General features: G+C 54.0%; 34 protein-coding genes, 1 tRNA gene and 1 pseudogene. 11 read left to right on the plus strand and 25 right to left on the minus strand.

Annotation, left to right across the window (positions count from 1 at the left end):
- Positions 1-482: 482 nt before the first annotated feature.
- Positions 483-1,241 carry a Ku protein gene (locus tag VMC84_RS07360; RefSeq protein WP_325379333.1) on the minus strand — a complete coding sequence of 253 codons (759 nt, stop codon included), beginning with the start codon at positions 1,239-1,241 and terminating at the stop codon, positions 483-485.
- A gap of 103 nt (positions 1,242-1,344) precedes the next feature.
- Here VMC84_RS07360 and VMC84_RS07365 point away from each other — a divergent pair, with 103 nt between their 5' ends.
- Positions 1,345-2,028, plus strand: a complete 684-nt coding sequence (locus VMC84_RS07365; RefSeq protein ID WP_325379334.1) for a YkgJ family cysteine cluster protein — start codon at positions 1,345-1,347, stop codon at positions 2,026-2,028.
- A gap of 197 nt (positions 2,029-2,225) precedes the next feature.
- Here VMC84_RS07365 and VMC84_RS07370 read toward each other — a convergent pair whose 3' ends face one another.
- The 3 genes from VMC84_RS07370 to VMC84_RS07380 all read right to left on the minus strand — a co-directional run bounded on the left by VMC84_RS07370 (position 2,226) and on the right by VMC84_RS07380 (position 3,945).
- Positions 2,226-2,369: a hypothetical protein gene (locus VMC84_RS07370; RefSeq protein WP_325379335.1), complete on the minus strand. Its 144-nt coding sequence runs from the start codon at positions 2,367-2,369 to the stop codon at positions 2,226-2,228.
- A gap of 95 nt (positions 2,370-2,464) precedes the next feature.
- The gene (locus tag VMC84_RS07375) at positions 2,465-3,436 is read right to left on the minus strand and encodes an alpha/beta hydrolase (RefSeq protein ID WP_325379336.1); all 972 of its coding nucleotides are present in this window, start codon (positions 3,434-3,436) and stop codon (positions 2,465-2,467) included.
- Positions 3,437-3,870: 434 nt separating this feature from the next.
- Positions 3,871-3,945, minus strand: a tRNA-Arg gene (locus tag VMC84_RS07380).
- A 193-nt stretch (positions 3,946-4,138) separates the two neighbouring features.
- Here VMC84_RS07380 and VMC84_RS07385 point away from each other — a divergent pair.
- A complete protein-coding gene (locus tag VMC84_RS07385) occupies positions 4,139-4,372 on the plus strand; it encodes a DUF378 domain-containing protein (protein WP_325379337.1) in 234 nt (77 codons plus the stop codon).
- Between the two features lie 65 nt (positions 4,373-4,437).
- On the opposite strand, the gene VMC84_RS07390 is transcribed toward VMC84_RS07385, so the two are convergent.
- The 5 genes from VMC84_RS07390 to VMC84_RS07410 form a co-directional block, all read right to left on the minus strand.
- Positions 4,438-5,256, minus strand: coding sequence for a hypothetical protein (locus VMC84_RS07390; protein WP_325379338.1), 819 nt, complete (start codon positions 5,254-5,256; stop codon positions 4,438-4,440).
- A gap of 321 nt (positions 5,257-5,577) precedes the next feature.
- Positions 5,578-7,407, minus strand: coding sequence for a PINc/VapC family ATPase (locus VMC84_RS07395; protein ID WP_325379339.1), 1,830 nt, complete (start codon positions 7,405-7,407; stop codon positions 5,578-5,580).
- Between the two features lie 33 nt (positions 7,408-7,440).
- Positions 7,441-7,821 carry a phosphoribosyl-AMP cyclohydrolase gene (hisI, locus tag VMC84_RS07400; protein ID WP_325379340.1) on the minus strand — a complete coding sequence of 127 codons (381 nt, stop codon included), beginning with the start codon at positions 7,819-7,821 and terminating at the stop codon, positions 7,441-7,443.
- A 96-nt stretch (positions 7,822-7,917) separates the two neighbouring features.
- A complete protein-coding gene (locus VMC84_RS07405) occupies positions 7,918-9,183 on the minus strand; it encodes a hypothetical protein (protein ID WP_325379341.1) in 1,266 nt (421 codons plus the stop codon).
- A 159-nt stretch (positions 9,184-9,342) separates the two neighbouring features.
- Positions 9,343-9,645 (minus strand): hypothetical protein, encoded by a 303-nt coding sequence (locus VMC84_RS07410; protein WP_325379342.1) that lies wholly within the window; start codon positions 9,643-9,645, stop codon positions 9,343-9,345.
- A 46-nt stretch (positions 9,646-9,691) separates the two neighbouring features.
- Between VMC84_RS07410 and htpX the strand changes: the two genes are divergently transcribed.
- The 3 genes from htpX (at position 9,692) to VMC84_RS07425 (ending at position 11,735) form a co-directional block, all read left to right on the plus strand.
- Positions 9,692-10,588, plus strand: coding sequence for a zinc metalloprotease HtpX (gene htpX / locus VMC84_RS07415; protein WP_325379343.1), 897 nt, complete (start codon positions 9,692-9,694; stop codon positions 10,586-10,588).
- A gap of 5 nt (positions 10,589-10,593) precedes the next feature.
- A complete protein-coding gene (gene pspAB, locus VMC84_RS07420) occupies positions 10,594-11,142 on the plus strand; it encodes a PspA-associated protein PspAB (RefSeq protein WP_414676436.1) in 549 nt (182 codons plus the stop codon).
- A 164-nt stretch (positions 11,143-11,306) separates the two neighbouring features.
- Positions 11,307-11,735, plus strand: a complete 429-nt coding sequence (locus VMC84_RS07425) for a GxxExxY protein (protein ID WP_325379345.1) — start codon at positions 11,307-11,309, stop codon at positions 11,733-11,735.
- A gap of 116 nt (positions 11,736-11,851) precedes the next feature.
- On the opposite strand, the gene pspAA is transcribed toward VMC84_RS07425, so the two are convergent.
- The 7 genes from pspAA to VMC84_RS07460 form a co-directional block, all read right to left on the minus strand.
- Positions 11,852-12,130, minus strand: a complete 279-nt coding sequence (gene pspAA / locus VMC84_RS07430; RefSeq protein ID WP_325379346.1) for a PspA-associated protein PspAA — start codon at positions 12,128-12,130, stop codon at positions 11,852-11,854.
- The gene (locus tag VMC84_RS07435) at positions 12,127-12,828 is read right to left on the minus strand and encodes a PspA/IM30 family protein (RefSeq protein ID WP_325379347.1); all 702 of its coding nucleotides are present in this window, start codon (positions 12,826-12,828) and stop codon (positions 12,127-12,129) included. The genes pspAA and VMC84_RS07435 overlap by 4 nt, the downstream gene beginning before the upstream one ends.
- 481 nt (positions 12,829-13,309) lie before the next feature.
- Entirely contained in the window at positions 13,310-14,284 is a 975-nt protein-coding gene (locus VMC84_RS07440; protein ID WP_325379348.1) for a phosphotransferase family protein, read from the minus strand.
- Positions 14,281-15,006 carry an HAD family hydrolase gene (locus VMC84_RS07445; RefSeq protein WP_325379349.1) on the minus strand — a complete coding sequence of 242 codons (726 nt, stop codon included), beginning with the start codon at positions 15,004-15,006 and terminating at the stop codon, positions 14,281-14,283. Before VMC84_RS07445 ends, VMC84_RS07440 begins: the two co-directional genes overlap by 4 nt.
- Before the next feature lie 4 nt (positions 15,007-15,010).
- Positions 15,011-15,688 (minus strand): phosphate signaling complex protein PhoU, encoded by a 678-nt coding sequence (phoU, locus tag VMC84_RS07450; RefSeq protein ID WP_325379350.1) that lies wholly within the window; start codon positions 15,686-15,688, stop codon positions 15,011-15,013.
- Between the two features lie 95 nt (positions 15,689-15,783).
- Complete coding sequence (locus VMC84_RS07455) at positions 15,784-15,987, minus strand: CBS domain-containing protein (protein WP_325379351.1); 204 nt, start codon at positions 15,985-15,987, stop codon at positions 15,784-15,786.
- Complete coding sequence (locus VMC84_RS07460) at positions 15,984-16,199, minus strand: CBS domain-containing protein (RefSeq protein ID WP_325379352.1); 216 nt, start codon at positions 16,197-16,199, stop codon at positions 15,984-15,986. The genes VMC84_RS07455 and VMC84_RS07460 overlap by 4 nt, the downstream gene beginning before the upstream one ends.
- A 127-nt stretch (positions 16,200-16,326) precedes the next feature.
- Here VMC84_RS07460 and VMC84_RS07465 point away from each other — a divergent pair, with 127 nt between their 5' ends.
- On the plus strand, positions 16,327-16,587 hold the full coding sequence (locus VMC84_RS07465; protein WP_325379353.1) for a type II toxin-antitoxin system HicB family antitoxin: 261 nt from the start codon (positions 16,327-16,329) through the stop codon (positions 16,585-16,587).
- A 34-nt stretch (positions 16,588-16,621) separates the two neighbouring features.
- Positions 16,622-16,804: pseudogene (locus VMC84_RS13790) on the plus strand (type II toxin-antitoxin system HicA family toxin); the annotation flags it as partial.
- A 12-nt stretch (positions 16,805-16,816) separates the two neighbouring features.
- On the opposite strand, the gene queD reads toward VMC84_RS13790, so the two are convergent.
- The 5 genes from queD to VMC84_RS07490 are packed head-to-tail and all read right to left on the minus strand — an operon-like array spanning position 16,817 to position 19,283.
- A complete protein-coding gene (queD, locus tag VMC84_RS07470) occupies positions 16,817-17,155 on the minus strand; it encodes a 6-carboxytetrahydropterin synthase QueD (RefSeq protein ID WP_325379354.1) in 339 nt (112 codons plus the stop codon).
- A complete protein-coding gene (locus VMC84_RS07475) occupies positions 17,152-17,883 on the minus strand; it encodes a 7-carboxy-7-deazaguanine synthase QueE (RefSeq protein ID WP_325379355.1) in 732 nt (243 codons plus the stop codon). The genes queD and VMC84_RS07475 overlap by 4 nt, the downstream gene beginning before the upstream one ends.
- Positions 17,880-18,434 carry a DUF366 family protein gene (locus tag VMC84_RS07480; protein WP_325379356.1) on the minus strand — a complete coding sequence of 185 codons (555 nt, stop codon included), beginning with the start codon at positions 18,432-18,434 and terminating at the stop codon, positions 17,880-17,882. The genes VMC84_RS07475 and VMC84_RS07480 overlap by 4 nt, the downstream gene beginning before the upstream one ends.
- Positions 18,431-19,114, minus strand: a complete 684-nt coding sequence (gene queC / locus VMC84_RS07485; RefSeq protein WP_325379357.1) for a 7-cyano-7-deazaguanine synthase QueC — start codon at positions 19,112-19,114, stop codon at positions 18,431-18,433. Before queC ends, VMC84_RS07480 begins: the two co-directional genes overlap by 4 nt.
- A 1-nt stretch (position 19,115) precedes the next feature.
- Positions 19,116-19,283 (minus strand): ribbon-helix-helix domain-containing protein, encoded by a 168-nt coding sequence (locus VMC84_RS07490; protein ID WP_325379358.1) that lies wholly within the window; start codon positions 19,281-19,283, stop codon positions 19,116-19,118.
- A 752-nt stretch (positions 19,284-20,035) separates the two neighbouring features.
- On the opposite strand from VMC84_RS07490, the gene VMC84_RS07495 reads away from it, so the two are divergent.
- Entirely contained in the window at positions 20,036-20,530 is a 495-nt protein-coding gene (locus VMC84_RS07495) for a hypothetical protein (RefSeq protein WP_325379359.1), read from the plus strand.
- On the opposite strand, the gene VMC84_RS07500 is transcribed toward VMC84_RS07495, so the two are convergent.
- Positions 20,507-20,992 (minus strand): N-acetyltransferase, encoded by a 486-nt coding sequence (locus VMC84_RS07500; protein ID WP_325379360.1) that lies wholly within the window; start codon positions 20,990-20,992, stop codon positions 20,507-20,509. The two genes, VMC84_RS07495 and VMC84_RS07500, sit on opposite strands and share 24 nt — an antisense overlap.
- Before the next feature lie 136 nt (positions 20,993-21,128).
- Between VMC84_RS07500 and hisD the strand changes: the two genes are divergently transcribed.
- The 3 genes from hisD (at position 21,129) to VMC84_RS07515 (ending at position 23,934) form a co-directional block, all read left to right on the plus strand.
- Positions 21,129-22,400 (plus strand): histidinol dehydrogenase, encoded by a 1,272-nt coding sequence (hisD, locus tag VMC84_RS07505; RefSeq protein WP_325379361.1) that lies wholly within the window; start codon positions 21,129-21,131, stop codon positions 22,398-22,400.
- Entirely contained in the window at positions 22,400-23,704 is a 1,305-nt protein-coding gene (gene aspS, locus VMC84_RS07510; RefSeq protein WP_325379362.1) for an aspartate--tRNA(Asn) ligase, read from the plus strand. Before hisD ends, aspS begins: the two co-directional genes overlap by 1 nt.
- A gap of 89 nt (positions 23,705-23,793) precedes the next feature.
- Positions 23,794-23,934, plus strand: a complete 141-nt coding sequence (locus tag VMC84_RS07515) for a hypothetical protein (RefSeq protein WP_325379363.1) — start codon at positions 23,794-23,796, stop codon at positions 23,932-23,934.
- Positions 23,935-23,937: 3 nt separating this feature from the next.
- Here the strand turns inward: VMC84_RS07515 and VMC84_RS07520 are convergent, their stop codons facing one another.
- From VMC84_RS07520 to VMC84_RS07530, 3 genes are all read right to left on the minus strand, one after another.
- Positions 23,938-25,215 (minus strand): hypothetical protein, encoded by a 1,278-nt coding sequence (locus tag VMC84_RS07520; RefSeq protein ID WP_325379364.1) that lies wholly within the window; start codon positions 25,213-25,215, stop codon positions 23,938-23,940.
- A 118-nt stretch (positions 25,216-25,333) separates the two neighbouring features.
- Positions 25,334-25,528 (minus strand): hypothetical protein, encoded by a 195-nt coding sequence (locus VMC84_RS07525; protein ID WP_325379365.1) that lies wholly within the window; start codon positions 25,526-25,528, stop codon positions 25,334-25,336.
- A 76-nt stretch (positions 25,529-25,604) separates the two neighbouring features.
- Positions 25,605-26,130: hypothetical protein (locus VMC84_RS07530; RefSeq protein ID WP_325379366.1), on the minus strand; the 526-nt coding region annotated here is incomplete at its 5' end.

Raw genomic sequence — 26,130 nt, forward strand, 5'->3', positions numbered from 1 at the left:
CCACAAAGGCACGAAGAGCACGGAGGCTCACAAAGTTTTCTTTTTAGATTAAGTTACAAAGTACACAAAGCCGGTTCATTGGCGATCAGGGCACGAAGGATACAAAGACACAGTGGAATGAACAAGAGCACTTTTTGCCCCTGTGTCATCATATCCTGTATCTTATAAGTTCAAAAAGCGGCTCTGTGCCCTTTGTCTCTTAATTATAAAAAAGACTTTGTGGGCCTCCGTGCTCTTCGTGCCTTTGTGGTGAAAAATAGTGTCCTTTGTACACTCTGAGACTTAAAAAGGCATATTCAACAAAGCATAAAAATTGAAAAAGATAATCGGAAACTATCGATAAATTTGGCTATTACGCAAACGATAAAAATAAGACTACTTGCTAAACAATGACCTATCAATATTCAACGCAGCAAAAATATTTTAAACTTTTTGTATCACTTGGTCTTTGCGGCTCACGTACTTCACATGGATGTAAAAAATTAAACGAGCATCCTTTCGAGCTCGGCTTCCAGTGACCTGGCCTCGGCCGATTTCACGACGGGCTCGATTTTGACTTCTTTGCCCATGGACTTCGCCTCGATAATCTCGCGTAAGGCCTGTGAATAGGACTCCTTGTAGGACGCGTAATCGAACTTGAAGGTCATGCGCTCGATGATCATGCTGCCCTTATCCACGAGCTCGTCGCTGACCTTGCCCTCCTGCACCTCGACCATCGAGAAAGGCCGGATCTGCTGCGCATAGAGGATGGCTTTGATGAGGAACCCCTTTTCGTAGGGCATCATCATGCCGATCTGCTCCGAGGCCCGGGTGACCCAGCTCACGATGGCGACCTTGCCGCTCTTCTCCATGGCCTTCCTCACTAAGGCAAATGGCTGTGCGACGCCCTTCTTGCGTGACTCTGTACCGAGGTAGAACGGCCTATCGAGGGCGATCAGCGGTACCTCCTCACGCTCGCAGAAGCCCAGGATCTTGAGCGATTTTGACAGGACGGGCCGCAGCTCTTCGAGCTCCTCGTCGGTGAACTGGAGCATCTTATCGCCTATCTCGTAGCCCTTGTGAATATCGCTCATGTGGAGCTCCTTGCCGTCGAGCTCGCACACCTTCTTATACTTCACCCGGCCGCCGTCCTCCGCGTGGACTAAGTGGAAGGGTACGCGGAGCTCCTCGCTGGCAGCGTACATGCGCACGGGGATGAGGATAGTGCCAAAGGCTAAGTTACCGGTCCAGATCGCTTGCATAGAATACCCATCATAGTTATGGCTTAAGGACCATATCATACTATTGCTGGAAAGCCCGGCTGAGAAACCTTTAAATGGTCCAATGTCCTTCCTTTTTCAGGCCATGGACGAACTCATCATCCGAAACAAATACAAAGTCGTGGACAGAACGACCTTCCCCTGTGACGCCTGCGGCGCCTGCTGCAGCATCTACGCGCTCGTCGACCTCCACATCACCGACATCTTCCGCATGTCCGAAAAGCTGGGCATCACGCCGAAGGAATTCTTTGAAAAATACGTCCAGGTCATCGAGAAGGACGGCGCCTACACCTTTGCCATGAACATCGAGGGCGGCTGCAAGTTCCTCAAGGACAAGAAGTGCACCATCTACGAGGCCCGCTCCGATTTCTGCTCCTTCTACCCGAACAGCCACTCCTGCTTCGATCTCTCGCAAGTCCAGAAGAAAGAGATGAAGCCGGGGAACCCCGGGTGCGCAGCCCACAGGCAGCCCGATGATCTCATCCTGGTGCCGGACCTCGAGCGCATGGTAGACAGCCGCATCTTCTACATGGTCAAGGAAACGTACCTGGCGCAGTACGGCGGCGTCTACGACGAGGAGGGCATGAAGGCCGCCCATCAGAAGGGCCTGTCGCAAATCGCCAATCCCCGGATGCGCAACATCGTCCACCTCCAGGTCATGACCGAGTTCATGGAGAACATACCGGTGGATGAAAAGACAGGGGAGCCTGCACTGACTAAAGATGAAGTCAAGATGATCTACCAGAAGATGCGAGAGAACCATTCATAATTTTTAACATATCGCGCAAAGCCCTCTGTTTGTTACCCATCGCCTTACCCTATGCTGTGTTCTAAAAAATAAAATTCATGTTTTCAATCATTTCGAGAGGTTCGTGATACCAGCCGGAGGGCCATGCGAGCAAGAACACTGCATAATAATGAGTTAAGCTAATTATTGTATGCGAATATTGAATTAAAAAGATTGTTTCAGGCCGATGTTGCCGGCCTGTTCTTCCTGTTCAAATACTCCAGGCAGCAATGAAAACACACGGTCTTCATCTGCCCGTTCGTTATTATGCGCTGCGGAAAGAACAGCTCATTCCCGCAGTCCTCACATTTTTGAGTTTTCATATGTATTTTTTTCATTCCTTCAGGCACCAAAAGGTTGCCAGTATAGTATATGGGGGCCTATATAGTACAAAAACCTTCTTGTGCCAGAGAGGTGGTCATTTTGATAACGACCTGCGCAGCATGCCGCTGGCAAGGTCGATAGCACCCCTCACGGCGGGCGTGTTCGCAAGCGCGTTAAGCATGACCATGTCGTGGATGATCCCCAGGAATCGCACTCCGGTCGTATCGACCCCGGCCTCCATGAGCTTATGGGCATACGCCTCGCCCTCGTCCCTCAGGACATCGTACTCGTTGGTAATGACCAGCGCCGGCGGCAGCCCCTTTAACTGATCGGCCGAGGCCTGTAGCGGCGAGGCCATGGGATTCTTCCTTTCGCCCTTATCCGGCAGATAATTGTCCCAGAACCACTTCATCGCCTCCCGGGTAAGCCAGTACCCAGAGGCGAACTGCCTGTATGAGCCCGTCTCGAAGCTGGCGTCCGTCACCGGATAGAACAGCACCTGTAGCCCGATCTTCGGGCCTTTTCTCTCCTTTGCCAGCATCGCCATGACCGCTGTCATGTTCCCCCCTACGCTGTCGCCGGCGATGGCCAGCCTGGACGCATCGATGTTCAGATCGCTGCCGTTACTGGTCACATAATCCAGCGCGGAGTAATCCTCCTCGATGGCTACAGGATATCTTGATTCCGGCGACCGGGAGTAATCTACGAATACGACGGCAGCGTTCGCCTTATTCGCAATCTCGCTAACAAGGCGCTCGAATATGTTAAAATCGCCCAGCACCCATCCGCCGCCATGGTAATACATGATGGCCGGGAGGGTCTCAACGCTACCCCTCGGCCTCACAATATGCACGTTGACGCTGCCCTCGGGACCGGTGGGAAGCGCCATTTTTTCGATGTCGACGGGCATACGGGGCACATCCACAGCCTGTACCTTCGCCAGCGTGTTCCGCGCATCTTCCGGGGTCATCTGATAGATCTGGGGCCCTTTCGATGCGTTGATCTTCTCAAGAAATGCGCCTGCTATGGGATCGATGTCCCTGGTCGTCATACCTACTGTCGCCATAATAAACCCCCTTCAACAGGCAGGATGATGCGCGGCAATAAACATCTTTTTTCATTTTTCACCGGCATTACGAAAAGTGACAATTCAAGCTTAAATATCTAAACGCGGTCGTCGAGGCGTTCCGGGCATCAGACGGCCAGCAGGCCGATGCGGAGATGGCCGGGCAATGGACGCTTTTCCCGGAGGGTAAAACGTCGCTTAGGGCTTGCTAGCGAGCACGGCCGAAGGCCCGTGCGAGCTTGGTGCAAGCCCGGCACGGACATCGGAGCAACCGGAACGCCGAGTAGCCAGCCGTCAGGCAGGCGTCGACCCGCGAAAAGAAAGACCTCCTCTAGCCAGCAACCGGAACGCCGAGTAGCCAGCCGTCAGGCTGGCGTCGACCCACGAATATGTAAAAATTAACGACTTATAAAAAGAAGCCCTTCCGCGAGTAGCGGGCGAGGTGGGATTTGAACCCACGGTATCCGGCTTAGGAGGCCGGCGCTATGTCCTGGCTAGGCCACTCGCCCAAAACACGCGCATCTTACTAGTATATCCTGATATATAAATTCTACGAATGGGCAAGCGGAAAACGGCGCTTATTCCCAGGCCGGCTTATTGACCGGCACCCACTCTAAAGGCGCTCTATGCCGGATTTGCTAACATAATATTTAATAATATATAAATATCTGGTTACTAATTTTCATAATTAGGTGATTCTATATGACTAAGAGAGACCCCTTGCTAATAATATCGGCCATCTTATTGATCATCGGCGGCCTGAACTGGTTACTGGTAGCGTTTGGCGTCAACGTCGTGGAAGCCATATTCGGCGCAGTTGCGACGAGCGTCCTGACCAAGCTTATCTACATCGTCGTCGGCCTGGCCGCGATCTATATGCTTTACCCGCTATACCTCTGGCTCACCTCGCCGGCGGAACGGCCTATCATACGCTGAGAAAAATATTAACGTCACTGGAAAAACCTAGCATGCCAATTTTTATTTTTCTTTTTAAAAAGATATTATTTGACCATCTTTGATCTCACGGTCTCCCTGATGGTCTCTTCATCCATGAAATACACCGGGCCGTCGAACGCCGGGAGGCCGTTGATCGATGCCTCACAGACGGCCGGCGTGCCGGTCTCCCAGTAGTCTATCACCTTCACCATGAGGCCGTCGATGCCTTCCACCGCTTTCCCTACCTTTTCTGCGATCATGTGGGGCAGGTGGCACTGGCTATAGGTGCCGATGACCAGCACGTTCTTACCGGCGCCGCAGTCGAAGCTGAGCTGTTCTATTTTCGGCTCCACGGCGTCCCCGAGCACCGGATATCGTAACAGGAATCTAGGGGTCGCATGCCCCTGGAACTCGACGGCATCCTTGAAGCCGTAGTCTTTGTAGAAATCGTACTGCATGATGGGGGCGTTCTTCAGTGTCAAAACGTCCACGTAGCGGCACTTCTTCCCAAGCAGCTTGTCGAAGAATTTCGTGGCGAACATCTCGTCCAGGATGGCCTTCCTTACGGCAAGCCCCAACGGCTCTTCTCCCTTCTGCGCGTACCAGGCGCAGTCGATGACGGCCGTCCTCTTCACGTCCGGCGAAAATACGCCCATCGGGTGTGCCGAGGCCGGAACACACTCGACGAACCCTCGGACGCCGCTATCGCCATATGCCAGCATGCCGACGGTACCAAACTTCTCTATGGTGTCCAGCAGCCACTGCCTACGGGCATTTCTGCCCTCGGCCAGGCCAGGGACCTTGTTGATTCCCGGCTGGTTGCCGCACATGCTCATCAGGTCGTCCACGTTTTCCTTAGTAATTTTCGCAAATCGTAAGCTCATCGAATCATCTCAAGGCAATGGGTTGTTTTTGCATTGCCATTCCCTACTAAGAGTACAATCCTATAAAACTTAATTGCAAGCACTCCGAAAGTAATATTCTAAATAAAAAAATTAGGTGCCACTTGGTATAAACTCCGTGCCACTTGGTGAATATAAAATCGATTGATGCGGCCTAATGTAAACTTGGTAGGGTTGAAACCATTTGCTTACAAGCGGCACCAAGGTTACTCCAAGCCATACCAATTCTTATTTAATCACCAAGCGGCACGGAGTATACACCAAGGCGACTGCAACTTATTTTCATATAATAAATCGTGTGCCTCAGACGATGCGGGCGGTGATATCTTCTCCCTTCCCCTCTGCCGTTAAGATACGGTCCATGAGGCTGGAGCCCCGCGGGATCTTGATGACTCCGGCGCGCCCGACGGTCGCGGTAAAAATATAATCGCCTCCGGCGAGTATCTCGACGGTCTGCCCGGCAAACTTCTTTCCAAGATCCATGATGACGTGCTTCTTGACCTCCTGGACGCCCACGGGGATAGTAATCCCATGCTCTTCAGGGGCGGCCATTCCCCTGCCCTCTTCGAGGGGGCGCACGTCGATGTGAGCGCCGGCCGCCCGCTCGATCTGGCCGATGGTCTTACCGCCCCTTCCCAGAATGGCTGGAATGTCTTTTTCCCTTACCCTTACGATCGCCTTGTTGTCCCCGATCATCTCGACCTCGACGGGGCCCCTCGCGAACCTGGCGACCTCTCTCATGACGACCTTTTCGTCGGCCTTTCGCAAGGCCTTCTGTGGTTTTTCCGCCCCGACGGGCATGACCACCACCTGCTCGCCGAAGGTATAGACCTCGTACTCCGCCCGGCCCGACTCCAGCTCTTTAACGTTAATGACTGGCCGGGCCAGGTCCGACTCGGTCATGCCGGCGGGCACCTTTACCGTGAACTCGACATCGTAGACTTTCTCGATGACGCCGTGGTCGATGAATACGACAGTATCGACTACCTGCGGGATGACGCCTAGTTCGACACGGCCTATGAAGCGCTGAATCGCGTCAATAGCCCTCGTGGCATGGACTACCCCGATCATGCCCACGCCCGACAGGCGCATGTCGGAAAATATCTCGAAGTCCGACGTTTTGCGAAGCTCGTCGTAGATCGTGTAGTCCGGGCGGACTAAAAGCAGTATATCGGCCGTATTTTCCATGCTTCCGTCCAGGGGCGCATACTGCGTGATGGCTTCCGGAAGCTGCAGGTCCCGGGGCGACTCCATGGTCTTCACGATGAAGTCGTGCTCGAACAGGAAGTCGGCGCATGCCTGCGCGAACGTGGACTTCCCGGCGCCGGGCGGGCCCGATATGAGAATGCCCCTCCGCTTCTCGATGATGCGGTCCTTGAAGGTGCCGCTGTAGCGATAGTCCTCCAGGCTCAGGCGGGCTACGGGCCTAACCACCGTGATCTCGACGCCGTCCGAGAACGGCGGCGTGGCGATGGCGATCCTCATGTTACCGAGCTGCACTACGGTGGCGCCGTTCTTCTCGATCTCGATGAAGGCGTTCGGGTCCTGCTTGGCCCTCTCCAGGATCGCGTGGGCCATCAGCAATAGCTGCTTATCCGTCAGCTTCTCATTGCCCGCCGGGACAAGCTTCATATCATCGATTCTGCCCCGTTTAGCCATTGGCACGACGTCGGCCTTCAGGTGAACGGACATCGTGTCTTCCGTGAAATAGTCCAAAAGCTCCAGGCGGCCGAGCTCCTCGACGTCGGGCTTGAGGTAAATGATATTAATGCCTTTTGCCCGGGCCACGCTGGCCTGTACTTTATCGCTCGTTACGAGCGTGGCATCGTTCTCCACTGCGATGTTGCGGATCATGTCGTCGATCTCGCCGCCGGGGGCTAGCCTGATCTGGTTCAACGTCGGCCTGCTCCCGGAAAATTCGATGCTGATCCTGCCTTCCCGGGCCATGTCCTGCAGCTTTCTCAGCTCTTCCAGGCCGTTAAAGCCGATCTCTTTGCCCTCGTTCGCCTGCATCTCCAGCTCGGAAATGACGGCCTCAGGGACGATTATGAGCGCTCCCTTGAACTCGCCGGACTCGACCTTTCTCGTTATGCGGCCGTCGATGATAACGCTCGTGTCGGGGACTAGTTTCATTCTATACACCTATATGAAAGTGAAAATGATAAATCATTGTTCTGTTTTGCGCACGCCTGCATGGTAGACCTCGCCGGGGTCGAAGGCCTTTTTGCCCACGATGCGGCCATCGATATCCCGGTAGAAGCACGAAACGTAACCCGTATGGCACGCTGCCGTCTCCTGCTCGACCAGTAACAATAGGCAGTCGGCATCGCAGTCGATGCGGATCTCTTTCACGTGTTGTACGTGGCCGGACTCTTCGCCTTTCTTCCAGAGCTTCTGCCGGCTCCGGCTGTAGTAATGTGCCAGCCTCGTCTCTCCGGTCATGCGGAAGGCTTCCTCGTTCATGTAGGCGAACATGAGGACCTCCAGGGTCTTTGCGTCCTGCACGATGACGGGCAATAGCCCGCCCTTAAAGTCCGGCTTGATCATTGAAGGCATATTAGGGTGTCGGGGGCATTAATCTTTGCGCAATGAAAAAAAAGGGCGCACGGTAGTATCGCTGTGCACCGTCAAATCTATTCTAGCCTAAGGCTTCTTCGTCGCCATCGGCTTGTATGCCGTCGGAACTTTGCCTCCGCCGCCTATAATCGGCTTGTAGGTCGTTATTGGCTTGTACGTGGTAGGCACTTTGCCCCCGACGCTCAAAGTCGGCTTGTAAGACGTAACCGGCTTATAGACTGTGGGTACTTTACCGCCGCCTCCGATTGTAGGCTTCGCAGTTGCAGTAACGATCTTGGTCGGGCCGAAGGTCGGCTTGGTCGTTGGAGTTACGATCTTGGTCGGGCCGAAGGTCGGCTTGATGCTTGGCTTCATCGTAGGCGATACCGTAGGCTTAACCGATGGTCCCATCGACGGCTTGCCGGTCGGCGAGATCGTCGCCTTCATGGTCGGCGAGACCGTGGGCTTGCCCGTCGGGCTCATGGTCGGCTTCATCGATGGATGGGCCGACGGAGTTATCGACGGCGGATGCGGCTTCATCGTTACCACCGGGATCGGCACCGGTATGGGCACCGGGTAATAGACAGGCCATGCTGCCGGGAACCGGATCGGCGTCAGCACCGGGTACGCGACCGGCGGTGTGACTACGACGACGGGCCCGGTGACGATGTTGTAATTGATCTCAGTGTAATAGTTGTTCTGTATGTTCACTATGTACGTGTTCACCAGCGAATACATCTGGTCGAAGCCCACGGCGAAGATCCTGCGCGCCATGCTGTCGATCACGATGGGCATGGGCTGGCTCAGGTCGAACTCATTGGTCTGGCCATCAGGCATGATGACCTTCAGGCTCTGCACCTGGAAAGTCGTCTTAGCGCCCTGCTGGCCCTGCTGCGAAATGTCGGCGAGCACCATCAGCGAGTTGACTGACGGCCGCATAACGCTGTACAGGTCGTCCATGCTCGCCTGGCTCGTCGACCGTATGGACGATTGAAGCTTGCCGATATCGATCTGCACCATGTTACTGCCGGTATCCATGATGCCCGGCATCGCGTTGCTCAGGTCGTATACCTTGAACGTCTGAGTCTGCTGGTCCATAATCGCAAAGCTGTTCACCTGGAAATAGATCTGGCTATCCTGCCTGGAAGCTATGCTTACGGACAGCGCGACGGTGTTAGTCCCGGAGCCCAGGCTGATGCCGGGCACGCCCGGTATGGCATAGCCGCCGCTATAATCTGCCCCCTGGTCCTGTACCTGGCCGCTGACGCTGTTGACCGCCATGAGAGAAATGGCGCCAACGATGGCCAGGATTAGCAGGAATGCAAGGGGCTTCTTAATGACGGAAAATATCATTAATCCACCCCGTTGATGATTCCGGAGCGCAGGGATTAAACCGTATTCAAAACCAATGTTCCTAAAATTCGCGATATTCACAGATAAATACGGCAAAAAAAGCTCCCGGACCCGTTACCTAAAGCTGGGCCGGGAAATTTTATATTGGCCTTCGGCCTATTACTGCTTCTGATGAAGCTTGACCAGGACACGATAATGGGCGCCCTGCTCATTATTATACCGATCAGCTTCGCCGCTGAGCTGCTGCACCCGGTTAGCTCTCCGGATCGCGCCAGTTTTTGTTTTCGTCAGCCGGCTGTGGGGCAACCCGATGAACCTGGTCTTCAACGAGTTCGAGGTGGTGGCGGTCATCGCCTCGGTGGTCATCGCGAACATGATATCGGCGGATGGGGAGTCTAACTGGCTTGAGGGTGCCCAGCTCATAGCGTTATACGCGATGGTGGCCGTCGTGTTTTTCCTCATTAAATAGGCATAATGGCTTTTAATTCGGTTCCCTAAAAAAGATTGGATGAACGAACGGGTGGTGCGTTGGCCGGCCGACCTGGGCCTGAGCCTCAGGATGTTCCTGACGCTGCTCATCCTGGGAGCAGTATACTTAGGATTTTTAACGATCCTGTACTGGATGGGCGTGGACCTCACTTCGCTCATGGTCATCGCCGCCGTAATGATGGGCATCCAGTACTTCTTTTCCGATAAGATCGTGCTGGCGAGCAGCGGGGCAAAGATCGTCACGCCCGAGCAGGCGCCCCGGCTTCATGCGATCGTCGACAGGCTTTGTGCCGAGACCGGGTTGCCAAAGCCGAAGGTGGCCATCGTGCCCACGAACGTCCCCAACGCTTTCGCGACCGGAAGGAGCCAGAAGCACTCGGTCATCGCGGCCACCCAGGGTCTCCTGAACCGGCTGAACGAGGACGAGATCGTCGCCGTGCTGGCCCACGAACTGAGCCACGTTAAGAACAGGGACGTCGCGGTCATGACCATTGCCAGCTTTATTTCGACTGTGGCGTACTATTTCATCATGTCCTTCGCCTATGGGGGTGCCCGTAGCCGGGACGAGCGCGGAGGGGGCGGCCTCGTTATCGTCTATGTCCTGTCGTTGATCGTGTACGGCGTCAGCCTGCTTTTGACGCGCCTGCTTTCGCGGTACCGGGAGCTTGCCGCCGACCGGGGCTCGGCCTATATCACGCGCCGGCCGTCCTGGCTCATCAGCGCGCTATTAAAAATCAGCGGCCAGATGGACCGCATGCCGAAAAAGGACCTCAGGAGCGAGGAGGGCTTGAACCAGTTCTTCATCGTGCCGGCGCTCTCGGGCCGGAGTATCCTTGAATTGTTCGCCACGCACCCGAGCCTTGAAAAGCGTATAAGCCAGCTTGAACGCCTGGAGAGGACGATGGGCGAACAGTGAGCCATATGGGCCTCCTGGACTTTTTCAAACCTAAGCGAATTCCTCCCCCGAAGGTCGACGACCTTTTTAAATTGTCTCCCGTCGCCGTTACCATGGGCCAGTTGAACGTGGAGCCGAGTGGTAAGGCCGGCGTCTGTTTTCATTCTACAGGGGACATTCACTCCGGGGATATGAAGTCGGGCATCATCAAGGTGCTTGAGAATACCGCGTTCCTGGCGAGTTACAAGGTCACCGGCGACCAGTACGGCTTCACCTGGGTGCTTATCGACAGCGATACGCTCGCCAATGCCGTGTCCAATGTCTACTTGGCGAGCCAGCTACTCATCGAGGGCGGCTTCAGCGACCATATTACTGCGGCTATTTTTCGTTTCGAGCAGGGCGATCTGCCCGTATACTGGATCTATAACTATCGGCGTGCCGCGTTTTATCCATTCGCTCCGAGAGGTAACGAGCGGGATTCTCAGCTCGAATATCGCCTGCGGCTACTGGTCATGGAGGAACTGCCCATGGACAGCTTAGATTATTGGTTCCCTATCTGGGGAATACCATTCTAGCCACTCGCTATACACCACGGTGGCACGGCGAACACGGCGATTTTTTAATCTCAAGGTGCTTTGCCCTTGAGAGACCCCATTTAAAAAATTCCATATTTGAAATTTTAAAATAGCTAATAAGTTAATTACATATAAATGTAAATAAGTAATTACTTGGTAACAAATTGAGGTATTACGATATATTAGAAAATGAGTCGCATCGATCTATTGAACCGATCCCAAAGAATGTAAATGATATTGCAACAACGATCCTTGATGCAGCATTTGAAGTCCATAAGACTCTTGGGCCGGGACTATTAGAAAGCGTATATAAGACTTGTTTAATCTATGAACTTAGAAAAAAGGGCTTGTTAGTGGAAAAACAGGTAAAGGTCCCAATTCAATACAAAGACATATATCTTGATGGAGAACTTCGCCTGGATATTTTAGTCGAAAATTTAGTCTTGGTGGAAGTAAAATCAATCGAAAAGCTAGCACCAATTCATGAGGCCCAAGTTTTAACTTACTTAAAATTGACCGGACATAGAGTTGGCTATTTAATTAACTTTAACGCTTATCGGTTAAAAGACGGAATTCGTAGGCTCGTTCTATAATATATATTTAAACTAAATCCCGAATAAAAATGGGGATCTTCGAGGGGGGCATCAGCCCCCCTTTAGGATATAAAAATCGCCGTGTTCGCCGTGCCGCCGTGGTGAATAGCGAGTGGTTATCCCGGGATCAATCCCTCGCCGACGAATATCCTCTTCGCCTCTTTGAACGATAGGTCGGCCGGCGGGATGATGAGGTCGGACTCCTTCAGGGTCTTCACGTCCATCGGCACACCGTTCTTCCGCACGATGTCGATGAGCTCTTTGTATGCCTTATGGAAGCCCTTCTCGTCATCTTTAGCGATAAGCTTGACGATCTCGTTGTCGATCCTGTTGATGTCGTCATAGTACAGCGATGGCACGACGTACTGGTTCTCGTTCATGATACGGATGATCATTTCTTGACCTCCATCTTCAGCGTCTCCAGCTCTTTTTTAACTGCCGCGTCATTCTTGATCTTACTCAGCTCCTGGCTCACGAGGTCTTTGTTGCCCATGACGTCCTCGAGCGTGCCCTGCTCGACCATGGTGTCGAGCGCTTCGCTGCGGGCCTGCATCTCCTCAGTCTTGTCCTTCGCCCTCTCGACGGCATAGCCGACGTCCGCCATCTCCTCGCCGATGCCCGTGGTGGCCTCGGTGATCTTGACCTTGGCCTCGGCGGCAGAGTACTGGGCCTTGATGGTCTCCTTTTCCGTGCGGAAGAGCTCGATCTTGGTGTCCAGCTTCTTGGCCGTATCGTTCAGCTTGTCCTCCTGCCTCTGGAGGTCCTGGATCTGCTGGGCGAGCGAGTCGACCTGTGTCATCATGTCCATCTTTCTTTGTAAGGCTATGGATGCAAGGTCATCGCGGCCGGCAGCCACGGCCTCGCGGGCCTGGTCGTTGAGCGTTGTGATGTTCGCTTCCAGCTTGCTCTTCTGCATTTCCAGGCGCTTGCGCGCCGTGATGACGTTCGCGACACCCTTCTTCACATCGGTCTGCAGCTCAAGCTGACGCTTGTATGAATAGTCGAGCGTTTCCCTCGGGTCCTCGAACATGTCGAGGAGCTTGCTAAGCTTCGCCTTGATGGTGGCGGTGAGCCTGCTTAAGAGTCCTGGCATGAAAATCTCCTATTCATTTATTGCAACTACTTGTATAAACTTGTTTTCAGAATACAAGCTCCCTCACAATAATTGTAATAAATTTATCGACTTTCGTACAGCCTCCGGTTTTTCAACACTAAAACACGAATTCTTTTATATCCCACGTAAGGGCACGAAAATCACTAAGGTACATGCTTTAGCGTCAAAACACGAAACAACCTCTCAAAGAGACGAACCTCTCCAAGAAAATGAAACACAAGAGAAAGCATTCACTAACATGCCGTTCTTGTGTTTCAGTCTTTTAGTGATTTGGGGCTCTTGGGGATGTTGTTTCGTGTTTTGAACGCCCGGCATGAGCTTTTGTGATATTCGTGCCCTTACGTGGGATATAAAGGATTCGTGTTTTAGTGTTGAAAAACCGAGGGCTATACGTGCATCGCAAAGATAACAGAACAAATCAACGAAAGTCGATCGAAAAAGCTTAATTTTATTTTTCATATCATTTTAAGCTCTCTAAGCACACTCGGGCATGGTAGGCCAGTCTGCGCTTGTATTCCGGGCTGAAGAACGGGTGTCGGGCGATGCGCAGTAACGAGTTGGCCATGTAGAGCGGATTCCTCTTAGTCAGGCGGATGAACGTGCCGTGCTGGTCCTTAAAGTTACCCGCATAGGTCCAGTAGAGGTGGCCGATGAAGGGATCGGCCTTATACGGGTCGCCCCCGTATTTCATGGCATAATGGCAAAGCTCGCCGGCCATCATACCCAGGTCGTATACGGGGTCTCTATAGCCTGACCGTTCCATGTCGATGACGTTCAGCCGGTCATCGTCGTATAAAAAATTGGACGGGTTCGCGTCGCCGTGGACGAGACCTTTTCTAGCCTTGCTGATTATGCCGTAAGAAGTCACCTTATCGACGAGCTGCTCCATGCTCTTAAGCTCATGCGGCGTAAACGCGCCTCCCCGGCTGGCCTGCCGGGCATGCTTTTTCAGCTCGTCCCGGATGTTCGACGGCGTGACATGTGACGATCGCTCAGTCTTTTTATGCATCAGCGCAAAGAATCCGGCGAGCATGGTGAGCTTTTCATAAAGCCCCATTTTACGTCCATGTGCCATTGCCTCTTTCATGTAGTCGCCCAGCGCCCTCCCGGATACGAACTCTTCAACAAAAAAGTCACCATCGCCGCTCTTGCAAAGTGGCCTGGCCACATGCAGCCAGCTCCTGCGGCCTATCATCCGCCCGGCCTGGCGCAATCGCTTAAACTCATTCTCCATATGGCCGATGGACTTCCGGTCCCCTTCGCCGAAGGACTTCAGTATACACTTTCTGTGACTGCGGCCGTCGTAGACCAGGTACACGTTATGGGAGCCGGCCAGCTGCCTGACATGCAGGTCGGGGTGCCGGTCAAAGCCTGCCTTATCCGCAAGCCTCCGGCTTTTTACATAATGATAAAGCCTCGAACGACCATGCATCATTTTTTCTCCAGCATCCTGAGAACTTCATTTATCTCGTCGATATGCTCGATTGTAAAATCGGGAGTGGCGACATTTCCATCCTTATTGCCATGCTCGGTCATGATGAGAATCGTGGTCATCCCGGCGTCCTGTGCGCCTTTGATATCCCTGAACGTATCGTTCCCGATATAGACGGCTTCCTTCGGCTTCACGCCCAGGCGGGCCACGCATTCGTTGAACAGGCGCATGTCGGGCTTTCGAAAGCCGAACTCCGAAGATACGATGATCGTATCAAAGAAGTCAAATATGCCCAGCATGCGTAACTCCGGGTAAGAATGGTCCACCTGCGAGTCCGAGACGATGCCAAGCCTGTATCTGCCCTTCAGCCAGGCCAGAGTCTCGAAGACCCCGCGGTAAAGCTTAATTTTCTCGACCGTCAGTGCCCGGTGCAGCTTCACGATGGCCGGCACGATGGCCGCCGCGTCGGCGCCCGAATACTGGTTTTCCCGGAGGATCTCACCCCAGATCCGGCGATAGTCGACTTCCGGGTAGGCCTCTTTGCTCTGCCTCTTCTGGAGCGCCTTCTTCTCGAAAAAGAACCACTTCAGCTCGTCGGCCGACAGGTAGACTCCCTGGTATTTCAGATATGATGCGAGGCGCCGGTATGGGTCCTTATCGCTCTCGTCTGTCCTTATATTGATGAGCGTGGTGTAGATGTCCGACACGACCGCCTTTATCTTCATGGCATCACTCTGGGAACTCGGGGACGTGCATGGGCTCGCTGCGCTCGACGATGTTCCCCGTCCGGATGAAGCTGATCCTCTCGGCAATATCGGTCAGATGGTCCCCGATCCTCTCCATAGCCCTGGAGGCCACGGTTTCGTAGATCACGTTCGTGGCCGTATTCGGCTCCTCCAGGACGGTCAAGATCGACCCGACGAAAGCATCGTTATACAGCCGGTCGATGGCCTTGTCCTCGTCGAACACTTCTTCCAGATTGACATTCGGGTTTCCCTTGTAAGCTTCCATGCAGATATTCAGCATATGGTGCGCGGCCCTGCCCATCTTGACGATGTCCAGGGCTGTTTTAGTCACAGGCTTGTTCGCGACGGCCAGAGTAACATTCGCAATGGCCGTGCAGTAGTCCCCGATCCTCTCGATGTCGCTCACGAACTTATACGAGGCGGCAACTAAACGCAGGTCCTTGCCCTCCGGCTTTTTCGCCAGCATTTCCAGGCATTCCACCTCGATCTTCTTCTGGAGGTCGTCGATCTGCCTGTCCCGGTCTATCACGCGACGGGCAGCGTCCTCGTCCCGGTCGTCTAGCGAGCGGACCGCCTCGTCTATCGACAGGCCGGCGCAGCCCATCATGCGCAACACGTCCTCCTTAATGATCTCTAATTGACTGCCGACTACCGTAGCCATAACCCACATCACTTATTATTATAATAAAAATTATAATTTGTCTTAGCTTATAGCTACGCTTGGAAAAAGAACGATAAAAAAATTAATAAAACTGGCTATTTCGTCGCCTTGGTGAGCTCGTCGAACAGTGAGTCCATCGCCGGTCGCATTTCCTGGGCGATGTCCGAGATCGAAACTACTCCGACCAGCTGGTTGCTGTCGTTGACCACTGGCAGCCGTCTCACTTTCATGTCGCCCATCGTCTTGACCGCATCCATGATATCGTCGCTCTCCCGGCACCCAACGACCTGCTTCGTCATGACGTCGCCGATCGGCGCGCTTCTCGGGTCCTGCGGTCTGCGACTACCTTCGTCACGATGGCCCTGTCCGTGATCATCCCCGCCACCTGGTTGCCGTCAACGACCAACACCGTGCCGACATTCTGGTCCCTCATCTTCTTCGCCGTATCGGCCGCTGAAGATTTCGTGTCAACGCATGCGATGCCCGTCGTCATTACGTCCTTGACCTGCACGATACCAACTCCGTTTTTTAATACCCTTGATATACGGGGATATGATTTTGACCCATTTTTTATGACGGGTCCCGAAACAGGATAAAATTAATAGAATAATAAAGATAATACTTGAATTGATACCGATATGATCATCGAATATATTGAAGCCGCACTGTCAAAGGCAAAATATGAGATAATAAATGACGAAGATCCCTTCTATGGCGAGGTGCCAGGCTTACAGGGTGTATGGGCAACGGGAAAAACATTAGAGGAATGCCGGGAAAATCTCCGCGAAGTCATTGATGGATGGATAATCGTACGATTAAGAAAAAATTTACCGATTCCACCGATAGACGGCCATACCATAGAAGAATTATCGAGACCGGAAGCTGGGGCCAGTGTCTAAATTATCTCCGGTATCATAGGCCGAACTTGTCGAACGATTAAGGCTAATAGGGTTCGATGGGCCCTACATGGGCGGAAAACACCCGTATATGTTGAAAGATAATATATCTCTCACAATTCCCAATCCTCATAGTAAAGTCATTGGTATCGACCTTTTATCTAGAATATTAAAACAAGCCGGGATCGACAGGGATGAATGGTTATATATAAAAAAATAGACGATTAAAGATCTATAAGTCGCCTAACTCGCACCACTTGCCCCGGCCTTCCCAGATGCGGATCATGAAGGGCAGCGCGATATCGCCCTGCAGGTCCGAATACACCGCTTCGCAGATGTTCTCAACGCTGGGGTATTCGATAATCTCGTTCAACAACCGGTGGTCGTATTTGCCGAGCACCTTCCGCAGGATGGACTTCATATCGTAGAAATCCATGACCATGCCGGCGCCCTTCTTCTCGCCCTCGACTATCAGCTCTACCTTGTACGTGTGGCCGTGCGTCTGCCCGCATGTCTCGTGCCCGGGCAGGTAGTGCGCGGCGTCAATATACTCGATGACCCCTAATCTCATAGTGCACCCCATATCTTGTGCGTCTGAGGTATGATCCTGACGTTCTCGACTTTTTCCAGCGCCATATCCTGAAGCTCCAGCAGCAGCTTCGGCGAGGCCGCTTCCACACCTCCAGCGGGCGTAACGGGCTGTAATATTAATTCGGTAATGCAGTCCTTGACCTGATCAATGGCATGCATCATGTCCTCTCTATCGATATCTTCTGAAACGATGATCTTGCAGAAACAATCCCGGAAGCTGGTCTGCCTCAGGATACTGAAAGACCGGGCCATGTCGTTGAAGTACTTATCGTAGCGGCCTTTCCAGTCGCACTGGTTTTTCAGCTTGAAGTCGCCCGAGACGTATTTCACGACGTCCTTCACCTCTTTTGCCCCGTCCGGCAGGGTCATATTGGTCTCGAGATAGAGCGGGAACTTCGATGATTTTAATTCTTTAATGAACTTCGCATACAGCAGCGGCTCACCGCCAGTCAGCGAAACCGAATGGACGCGCTCGTATAGCTTTATAACGCCCAGGAGCTGCTCCGAGGAGAGCGGGTTCTCGTAATCCACGAACTTATCCGGCCCCGTTTCGACGCGGCACTTGCTCTGCGGGCCCCAGTCCTTCGGGGTATCGCAGTACAGGCACTCTAAATTACACTTCGGGAACCGGACGAACAGCTGCCGGTATCCCACGTAGGGCCCTTCGCCCTGCGCGCTCAGAAAAATCTCACGTATCGGCGACTTCATTGGTAAGCCTCCAGGGGCCTCGACTTGCGAATATCTCGCTCGATGTCCTCGTATTCAGCCGCGTAGCGCTGGCCTATCTCTTTCTGTACTGAATTCACGTCTTTTATGCCCATCTTTTCCAGGCTCATGTACTCGTCGCAGCGGGCGTTGATGCCGAAATGGATTTTACAGCTCACCTGGCTGGTGGACGCGATCGAGATAGATAATTTAGCATTATTATAGAACAGGTCGTCGCCCTTGCGGCTCACCTTATAGCCCATGTCCTTGAAGACCTCGCCCGCGATGCACGCGAGAAGCCTCTGCCGGGCATAGGCGACCTTGAGCGACGGCACGTCGAAGTGCTCCACGATGAAGTGCAGCATGTCCGGCGACTCGATCTTCTCGTTGTGGATCTTATCCTCGACGTCTATCATGTGCTTCAATGGTATCTTACAGCTTCCCCGGAAGCAGACGATACTGTCGTCCTGCACCTCGAACTTCGTATAAGCCCACAGCGAGCCTATCTGGCTGCCGTCGTAGTCGATGCGCTCGTCGGCGATGATACACTTCACGGTACCACCAGCGACGGGTCGGCGAATCCGGCGCGCTTGAAGGCCCGGGCACGGCGCATGCAACTCTCGCACCTGCCGCAGGGCTTCTCTTGCGAAAAGTAGCAGCTCCAGCTCAAGTCCAGCGGAGCATCGATGCTCTTGCCTTTCTTGATGATGGCGACCTTGTCCAGGTCGATGACCGGGGCGACCACTTTCGCATGGTTCCCGGTAGAATAATAAAGGCTCTTGTTGATGGCTTCCACGAACTCCGGCGTGTTGTCCGGGAATGTGGCGCCCTCCTCGGCGTTAAACCCGCAGACGATCTTATCGACATTCAGGGCGTCGGCAAAGCTTCCGGCGATGTTGATGAACGCCCCATTCCGGTTCGGCACCCAGACGGCGTGGGCCGTCTCCAGCGCTTTTCCTTTTATTTCGTCGAGCTCTGCCTCGGTGGGCGTCGGGACAGTCTCGCCCCGGTTGACGAGCGCCGTACAGGTCACGTCCTCGAGCCACGGGACGCTTATCACTACGTGCTTAACGCCGTAGCGCTCGCAGATCTTCCGGGCGCTCTCGATCTCCTTCTCCGCAGCCCTCTGCCCGTAGTCGAACGTCAGCGCAAGGTCGACGCCGTAGGCGTCTAAGGCTATCTTTAAAGCGACTGCTGAGTCGAGGCCGCTGGATAAAAGCACTATGGATCCCATTTTATTCCACCCTGCCGTGACGGCGGTCGATCTCGTCCAGCGAGTCGAGCATCTTCCGGATTGCCGTGCGGACAGCGTCCGACTGGCTCACGAACTTCTTGTCCTTGCCCACATGGGTCATGAGGTCGTCCAGTAACTCCTGCGGGATATCGACGCTGATCTTCGGCATGATAATATCACTATATTACCCCAGTAATACAGAGATAATATAAATAGATTATTCCGATAAAACCGCGAATGAACATGCCTTTTAATCATTTTTGCTGTGTTAAAATGCTCCGGCATTTTAAGCTTCATAAGGGCACTGAGGGCACTATTTTCACCACAAAGGCACGATGGCATGGAGGCTCACAAAGTTTTCTTTTTAGATTAAGATACAAAGTACACAAAGCCGGTTCATTGACATCAGGGCACGAAGGTGGCAATGGCACGATGGAATGAACATGATAGCACTTTTTCCATGGTGCCTTCGTATCCTTTGTATCTTAAAAGTTCAAAAAGCGGGCTCTGTGCCCTTTGTAACTTACATTTAAAAAGGCTTTGTGGGCCTTAGTGAACTCCGTGCCTTTGTGGTGAGAATAGTGCCTCCGTACACTCCGTGCACTTAAAATCAGATATTTAACATAGCAATAATTTTTCATTATGCCGTATGCCACAGGTATGCGAGTGTAATCAAGACTACGGCTAAGGCAATGCATAAAAGCAGGATGATCCATCGATGCGGCTTTTCGGCCGTGCATTTCCGCTCCTATGGCCAGTCCATTAATATGTCATCAATTGCTCGGACGATATAATTAATTCAATCCATATTTTATCGTGCGTCGGCTCTTTTTAACATTTTTTACGCTTATCGCTGCGAAATAGCGATATTATTTCCCCAATAGGAAAAAGGATTTAAAGAAAAATCGCCAGCTACCCTCTATGCTTAAAAACGGCGCGCTCACCATACTAGCTTTTGTATTTATCCTGTGGGCCGCCAACATTTCCTATGGCTATATACACGAGGCAGGCCACGCACTCGTCGTCAAAAGCCTGGGCGGCCAGGTTTACGAGATATATGTGAATCCCCTGGGCACCGACGCTTATACCTTGCACTCTTACGTATCGGGAATCATAGGCTCGGTATCGGTGGAAATGGCGGGCCTGGTGGTAACCACGCTCCTGGCGTTCTTCGCGCTCATATCGGATTATGCCCCGCTGCCCGTTTTCGTGGCCCTCCGCACGGCGATATACGCTCTAAATTATGCGCCGGGCACAGATATATACGAGGTACACCAACTGCTGGGAAACGCTTCACTGCTGATCTCGGCGATTCTAGTCTTCCTGAACCTGGCGTGTGCTATCATCGCAGTACGGGCAAAGATCAAAAATGTCAGCCTCCGGAAGCCTGTCCTAGAGAGACTTCTTCATCTTTAAGGCGTGCACGCCGTTCGAATAATAGTTCGGCACCATGCGGGAGCGCGTGAAACCCATTTTTTCATAAAGGGGAATGGCCTTATCGTTATCCATCTTAACTTCGAGGAAGCAGTTCGTGCAGCCCGCCTGGCGCAGCCCGTCAATGAGCGCGTCCATGAGCATCATGCCAATGCCCATACGCCGGAAGCGGTCATCCACGTCCAGCGTGTATACTCGGCCATACTTCCCGAAGCGGTTGCGGTTCGTCAGGCCGATGATGAAGCCCGCAAATTCTCCATTAGCCTCGGCCACGAAGGATATCGCCGTCTTCGTGTTGATGAGGTACTGGAGCTGGAGCGTCGAGAAAGCCTCGATGTCGAAGCACATCTGCTCCAGGCGATACATCCTATCGACATCGTCCTCCTTCGCCGCACGGATAGAAATGCGATTATTGGCCGCGGCCTGGCATTCACGGTCTATCATAAGGTCACTTCGAAGATAAATTTCAGAATAATGATAGGGCGTCTTTAGTAGAAAATAGTTTTTGGTATCGGATAAGAAAGTTTAATGAATACCTAGCTATGTATAATGCAAAAGAATGGTTGGATGAGGCTCTCCGATGATCAGGCAGCTTTATGGCGTCGATGACCCGGCGCTCCAGGAAGTCTTCAGGCGCAGGACGAGCATCGCGTCGGCCATGGACACGGCGAAGAAGGTCGCCGACGACGTGCGTGAGAACGGCGACGCAGCCGTTAAAAAGTACACGAAGCAGTTCGACGGCGTGGACCTCCGGGACTTAGAGGTTTCCGAGGACGAGATGTATAACGCCGTAGAGCTCATCGACTACGAGACCATCGGCCACCTCGAGAAGGCCATCGACAACATCGAGGCTTTCCACGTGCTCCAGAGGCCTTCCGGCGATATGTGGCTCACAGAGACCTCCCCGGGGATTCGCCTGGGACAGAAGTTCACGCCGCTGGAGAGGATTGGGGCATACGTGCCGGGAGGCACAGGCTCGTACCCATCGACGGCGCTCATGCTCATCGTGCCGGCCATGGTGGCCGGCGTTTCGGAGATCATCGCCTGCACGCCGCCGCGCAAGGACGGCACCATCCACCCGCTCACGCTCACTGCGCTTGACATGGCCGGCGCCGACCATATTTTTAAGGTGGGCGGCGTCCAGGCCATCGCGGCCATGGCCTATGGCACCCAGAGCATTCCGAAGGTCGAGAAGATCGTGGGGCCGGGCAACATCTACGTCACGGCGGCAAAGATGTACGTGCGCGACGCCGCCGAGATCGACATGCCCGCGGGGCCCAGCGAGATCGTGGTCATCGCGGACGATACGGCGAGCCCGGCGTTCATCGCTTCCGACATGATCGCCCAGGCCGAGCACGACGTCAACGCGATGTCTATATTATTAACGCCATCGGAGCTTCTGGCCGAGGCCGTGGAGATCGAGATCGAGAAGCAAAAGGAAAACGCTCCCAGAAGACAGATCATAGAAAAAGCCGGCATGGGCATCTATGTGCTGGACGACCTCGACGCGGCTGTGGCGGTCTGCAACCACATTGCGCCCGAGCACGTCGAGATCATGGTCCGGGACCCGCTGAGCACGCTCGATAAAGTGAGGAACGCCGGCACCGTCTACGTGGGCGATTATGCGCCCGTGGCCGCCGGCGACTATGCCAGTGGCGCCAACCATGTACTGCCCACGGGCGGCTACGCGAAAGTGTTCTCGGGCATGAATACCATGCAGTTCATAAAAACGACAAGCGTCCAGGTCATCGCTAAGGAAGGCCTGGAGGGCATCAAGGACACGATCACGGCCCTTGCAGAGATCGAGGGCTTCGACGCACACGCAAGATCAGTTAAAAAGAGGTTCGAATAATGAAGAGGACCCACTATTCCAGGGACATCACGCCGGCCATGAACGGCTCGGCCGTAACGGTCAACGGCTGGGTACACGAGATCAGGGACTTCGGAGGCCTCGCTTTTCTCATATTAAGGGACAGGGAAGGGCTGGTTCAGGTCACCATGCCCAAGAAAAAGGTCTCAAAAGAGATCGTCGACACGGTTAAGGGATTAAGCCGCGAGTCAGTCGTCTCCGTTACCGGCGACGTAAAGGCGATGGAGAAGGCCCCTAATGGCTATGAGCTTATCCCGACCGCCATCGAGGTGCTGTCCCAGGCTGATGCCCCGCTGCCGCTGGACCCCACCGGAAAGGTGCCTGCCGAATTAGACACCCGGCTCGACGCGAGGTTTATGGACCTGCGCAGTCCCGAGGTCACGGCAGTCTTCTACGTCAGGGCCAACATGATCCGGGCCATTCGTGATTACCTGTCATCCCAGGGATGCCTGGAGATCGCGTCCCCCAAGATCGTGGCTACTGCCACCGAGGGCGGCACCGAGCTCTTCCCGATATCGTACTTCGAGCGCGAGGCGTTCCTAAACCAGAGCCCGCAACTGTATAAGCAGATGATGATGGCGGGCGGCATGGACCGGGTGTATGAGATCGGCCCCATATTCAGGGCCGAGGAGCACGCCACCCGGAAGCACCTCAACGAGGCCACGTCCATCGACGTGGAGCTGTCATTCGCTACCGAGGAGGACGCCATGAAGCTCCTCGAAAACACGGTAGCCTATGCATACGGATACGTAAAGGAGCATTGCCAGGCGCAGCTTAAGGTACTCAACGTGGACCTGCAGGTGCCGAAGACGCCGTTCAAGCGCTTATGCTATAAAGATGCCATCGAGATCGCGAAGAAGGACCCGGAGTGCGCCGATATCGAGTACGGCGACGACCTTTCGACCCAGGCCGAGCACGCGGTCGGACAGGCCATCGGCGAGCACTACTTCATCGTCGACTGGCCTACATCGATTCGTGCTTTCTACTCACAGCCCTGCGAGAACGACCCGTCGATCTGTAAGGCTTTCGACCTCATGCACCCGCGCATGGAGCTCGCGTCCGGTGCCCAGCGTGAGCACCGCTATGAGATGCTGGTGAAAAAGATGGAAGAGAAGGGCCTGAGCCCGGAGAGCTTTAAGTTCTATCTGGACGCGTTCAAGTACGGCATGCCCCCGCACGCGGGCTGGGGCCTGGGTGCCGAACGGCTGCTACAGACCATGCTGAATTTAAATAATATCCGCGAGGCCGTCCTGTTCCCGAGAGACCGGGTAAGGCTTACGCCTTAAAATAGCTCGTTTTATTTTATTTTTTCTGTGCTCTTTCCCCGGTTTAATCTGTCGCACACGTTTTACATTCATGTGTTTCAGGTCTTTACATGGCCGATGATAAAAAAGGCTCGGGCAGGATGACCGTGGTGGAGGCCGGCCACATGGGCGGCCGCAAGGGCGGGCAAAAAGTGAAGCGGCTCATCGAAGAGGGCAAACAGGCGGAAAAGGAGAAAAGATCACGCCGGTAGTTTCTACACTGGCGTGATCTCGCTATTCGAGTTCACGGCGTATGAGTACTTTGAGTCCACTTTGACCCCGGGCGTCTTGCCAGGGCTCAGGCTTAGCCAGTGGTCGATGCCGCTGGTCTGGCCGTAGGGGTCCTGGATGTCGTATCGTCCACGGAGGTAAGCTTTTACGTCATAATAGTCCATGTCGTTCGCCGCGGCCTTGACCTCCGGATAGTAGATATAAGTATTCGTGGCGTCGTTGTACACTGCCACGATGCGGGCGTCCATGCCCTGGGCTTCGACGAGCGAGGCCATGAGGACGCTGTAGTCCATGCGGGAGCCCTTCATAGTCTCGACGCTCAGGCTCAGGCTCTGGGGCGTGCCGTTGCCGTTCGTCTCCGACCAATTTTTATTTACGGCGTCGAACAGGTCGCACACTTTGGACAGGTTACCGTAGCTGGTCCCGGTCTGATTCGTGTTGTTCACCACAAAGCCTGTGACTGCCGGGTCGCTGGCATTGATAGCCGGGGCGATCATCAGAAGATTGTAATAAATGTCTCCGCCTCCAGGCAGAGCCGTCGGCGTCGGGGTCGGAGTGGCCGTAGGCTCCGCCGTGGGCACCGGTGTCGGCATCACGGTGGGCTCTGGCGTTGGAGTCGTCTGCCAGATGAACGGCAGATTCAGGCCGGATATGAGGCCGGGCCTATAGACCGCTATGCCCGCTCCGGCCACGATTAAGATGACGATGATTAATGTGATTATAAGGGGTAGCCTGCTCTTTTTACGGGGCTTGTGCTCTCCCAGCGATGCCAGCGCCTTCACCGCGGCCTGCGCTTCTTGCTCCGTGGTGAGCTTTTCCCCGGGCTCTTCCGGCTTCGTCTCTTCCATCGGCTTTTCCGGCGTCTCGAAGCACGTTTCCTTTAATGCCTCCGGTGCGGGCGTTTCAACGGGCAGCGGCTCTTTTACGGGCTCGGGGACGGGTTCGGGCTCATTCGCCGGCGCCGGCGCCGGCTCAATGGCCTCCACGACTTTTTCTTCGGGCGTCGTCTTCACCAGGTCCGATATGGCTTTATCCTTGTACACCGCCGGGATGGGCTTACCTTCCGGCTCCACCTCAACGTAGTATTTTGAAGAGCCTCCGATCTCGGTCGTTACCAGGTAATAGGCCCTTCCCTGCTCGTCCTTAAAAAGCTCTGCATCGCTATAGTCAACCTTGCCTTCGTACAGGAAGTTCCCGCCCTCGTCATTGATGAGTCGGTATGCTTCCGTGCCATTGCTCCTGTATACTTTAGGCTTGAACAAACCGCTTCCCCTTGAAAAGTAATTGTTAGATATATGGCAGGGTGTATTTTACTGTTTTTGTCTTAAAAAGGTATATGCAAGGCTCAACGAATCAATCCGGGCTTTATGTCAGCCCTTTCTATCGTAGCAGCGGTTGTCCGTGAGGCTTTGCGAAGATCCGGTAGACGACGTATAGCAATACTACGAAGAGCAGGGCCTTGATGGCCCACAGCAGGATGCCGAAGCTGACGCCCAGGAATACGTCCAGCAGCCGCCACGCCAGGATGAATACGGCGACCGCAATGATAGCCGCTACAATCTTTCCCAGTACCATATGTGATAGATAGGCAAAAATATCTAAAGTAATATGGCCGATAAATGCCGGAAGAGATAAAAAAAGACGTCCGTTTTCACGACGTGTATAAGTTGCCATATGGCCTGTGCGACCGGGGCGCCAGCTTGATGAAGGGCTTGCGCATGATCTCGTCGAAGTCGCTGCCGAAGAGCGAGCAGTATTCGCCCACGAGGCGGCTTATGATGGCGATGTCCTTCGCGTCTGGCTCGGACTTGGCGACCTCACGGCCGAGGTAGAAATCCTCTATGTCGCCCCTCACGTAGATGACTCCGCCGTGCATGCCGCTGCCCACGTAGTCTCCCGAGATCTGCCGCCCGTCCTGCGTCATGCCCAGCAGCACCATGATGCCTCCGGCCATGTACTCGCCCAGGAAATCGCTCGCCGTGCCGCCTATGACGATGATCGGCACGCTGTCGGAGTACGCCTTCATGTGGATGCCTACGCGGTAGCCCACGTCGCCCTTGATGAAGACCTTGCCGCCGCGCATGGCATAGCCGATGACGTCGCCGGCGTTGCCGTAGACGACCACCTTGCCGGAGTTCATGGTATTCCCGATGCCGTCCTGGCCGTTGCCGTGGACG

This window comes from Methanocella sp., from assembly GCF_035506375.1.
Classification (GTDB): domain Archaea; phylum Halobacteriota; class Methanocellia; order Methanocellales; family Methanocellaceae; genus Methanocella.

Coding starts and splice junctions, on each gene's coding strand:
- VMC84_RS07360 (WP_325379333.1), bottom strand. CDS start 1,241: ATGCAAGCGATCTGGACCGGTAACTTAGCCTTTGGCACTATCCTCATC.
- VMC84_RS07475 (WP_325379355.1), bottom strand. CDS start 17,883: ATGAAGTCGCCGATACGTGAGATTTTTCTGAGCGCGCAGGGCGAAGGG.
- VMC84_RS07495 (WP_325379359.1), top strand. CDS start 20,036: ATGCTTAAAAACGGCGCGCTCACCATACTAGCTTTTGTATTTATCCTG.
- htpX (WP_325379343.1), top strand. CDS start 9,692: ATGAACGAACGGGTGGTGCGTTGGCCGGCCGACCTGGGCCTGAGCCTC.
- VMC84_RS07500 (WP_325379360.1), bottom strand. CDS start 20,992: ATGATAGACCGTGAATGCCAGGCCGCGGCCAATAATCGCATTTCTATC.
- VMC84_RS07490 (WP_325379358.1), bottom strand. CDS start 19,283: ATGCCGAAGATCAGCGTCGATATCCCGCAGGAGTTACTGGACGACCTC.
- VMC84_RS07375 (WP_325379336.1), bottom strand. CDS start 3,436: ATGGCGACAGTAGGTATGACGACCAGGGACATCGATCCCATAGCAGGC.
- aspS (WP_325379362.1), top strand. CDS start 22,400: ATGAAGAGGACCCACTATTCCAGGGACATCACGCCGGCCATGAACGGC.
- VMC84_RS07440 (WP_325379348.1), bottom strand. CDS start 14,284: ATGATGCATGGTCGTTCGAGGCTTTATCATTATGTAAAAAGCCGGAGG.
- VMC84_RS07465 (WP_325379353.1), top strand. CDS start 16,327: ATGATCATCGAATATATTGAAGCCGCACTGTCAAAGGCAAAATATGAG.
- hisD (WP_325379361.1), top strand. CDS start 21,129: ATGATCAGGCAGCTTTATGGCGTCGATGACCCGGCGCTCCAGGAAGTC.
- VMC84_RS07455 (WP_325379351.1), bottom strand. CDS start 15,987: ATGACGAAGCAGGTCGTTGGGTGCCGGGAGAGCGACGATATCATGGAT.
- VMC84_RS07395 (WP_325379339.1), bottom strand. CDS start 7,407: ATGAAACTAGTCCCCGACACGAGCGTTATCATCGACGGCCGCATAACG.
- VMC84_RS07410 (WP_325379342.1), bottom strand. CDS start 9,645: ATGAGGAAAAACACGACGGCCACCATCGCGTATAACGCTATGAGCTGG.
- VMC84_RS07385 (WP_325379337.1), top strand. CDS start 4,139: ATGACTAAGAGAGACCCCTTGCTAATAATATCGGCCATCTTATTGATC.
- VMC84_RS07515 (WP_325379363.1), top strand. CDS start 23,794: ATGGCCGATGATAAAAAAGGCTCGGGCAGGATGACCGTGGTGGAGGCC.
- VMC84_RS07525 (WP_325379365.1), bottom strand. CDS start 25,528: ATGGTACTGGGAAAGATTGTAGCGGCTATCATTGCGGTCGCCGTATTC.
- VMC84_RS07405 (WP_325379341.1), bottom strand. CDS start 9,183: ATGATATTTTCCGTCATTAAGAAGCCCCTTGCATTCCTGCTAATCCTG.
- VMC84_RS07390 (WP_325379338.1), bottom strand. CDS start 5,256: ATGAGCTTACGATTTGCGAAAATTACTAAGGAAAACGTGGACGACCTG.
- phoU (WP_325379350.1), bottom strand. CDS start 15,688: ATGGCTACGGTAGTCGGCAGTCAATTAGAGATCATTAAGGAGGACGTG.
- pspAA (WP_325379346.1), bottom strand. CDS start 12,130: ATGATCATCCGTATCATGAACGAGAACCAGTACGTCGTGCCATCGCTG.
- VMC84_RS07365 (WP_325379334.1), top strand. CDS start 1,345: ATGGACGAACTCATCATCCGAAACAAATACAAAGTCGTGGACAGAACG.
- VMC84_RS07445 (WP_325379349.1), bottom strand. CDS start 15,006: ATGAAGATAAAGGCGGTCGTGTCGGACATCTACACCACGCTCATCAAT.
- pspAB (WP_414676436.1), top strand. CDS start 10,594: ATGGGCCTCCTGGACTTTTTCAAACCTAAGCGAATTCCTCCCCCGAAG.
- hisI (WP_325379340.1), bottom strand. CDS start 7,821: ATGATCAAGCCGGACTTTAAGGGCGGGCTATTGCCCGTCATCGTGCAG.
- VMC84_RS07435 (WP_325379347.1), bottom strand. CDS start 12,828: ATGCCAGGACTCTTAAGCAGGCTCACCGCCACCATCAAGGCGAAGCTT.
- queC (WP_325379357.1), bottom strand. CDS start 19,114: ATGGGATCCATAGTGCTTTTATCCAGCGGCCTCGACTCAGCAGTCGCT.
- queD (WP_325379354.1), bottom strand. CDS start 17,155: ATGAGATTAGGGGTCATCGAGTATATTGACGCCGCGCACTACCTGCCC.
- VMC84_RS07370 (WP_325379335.1), bottom strand. CDS start 2,369: ATGAAAACTCAAAAATGTGAGGACTGCGGGAATGAGCTGTTCTTTCCG.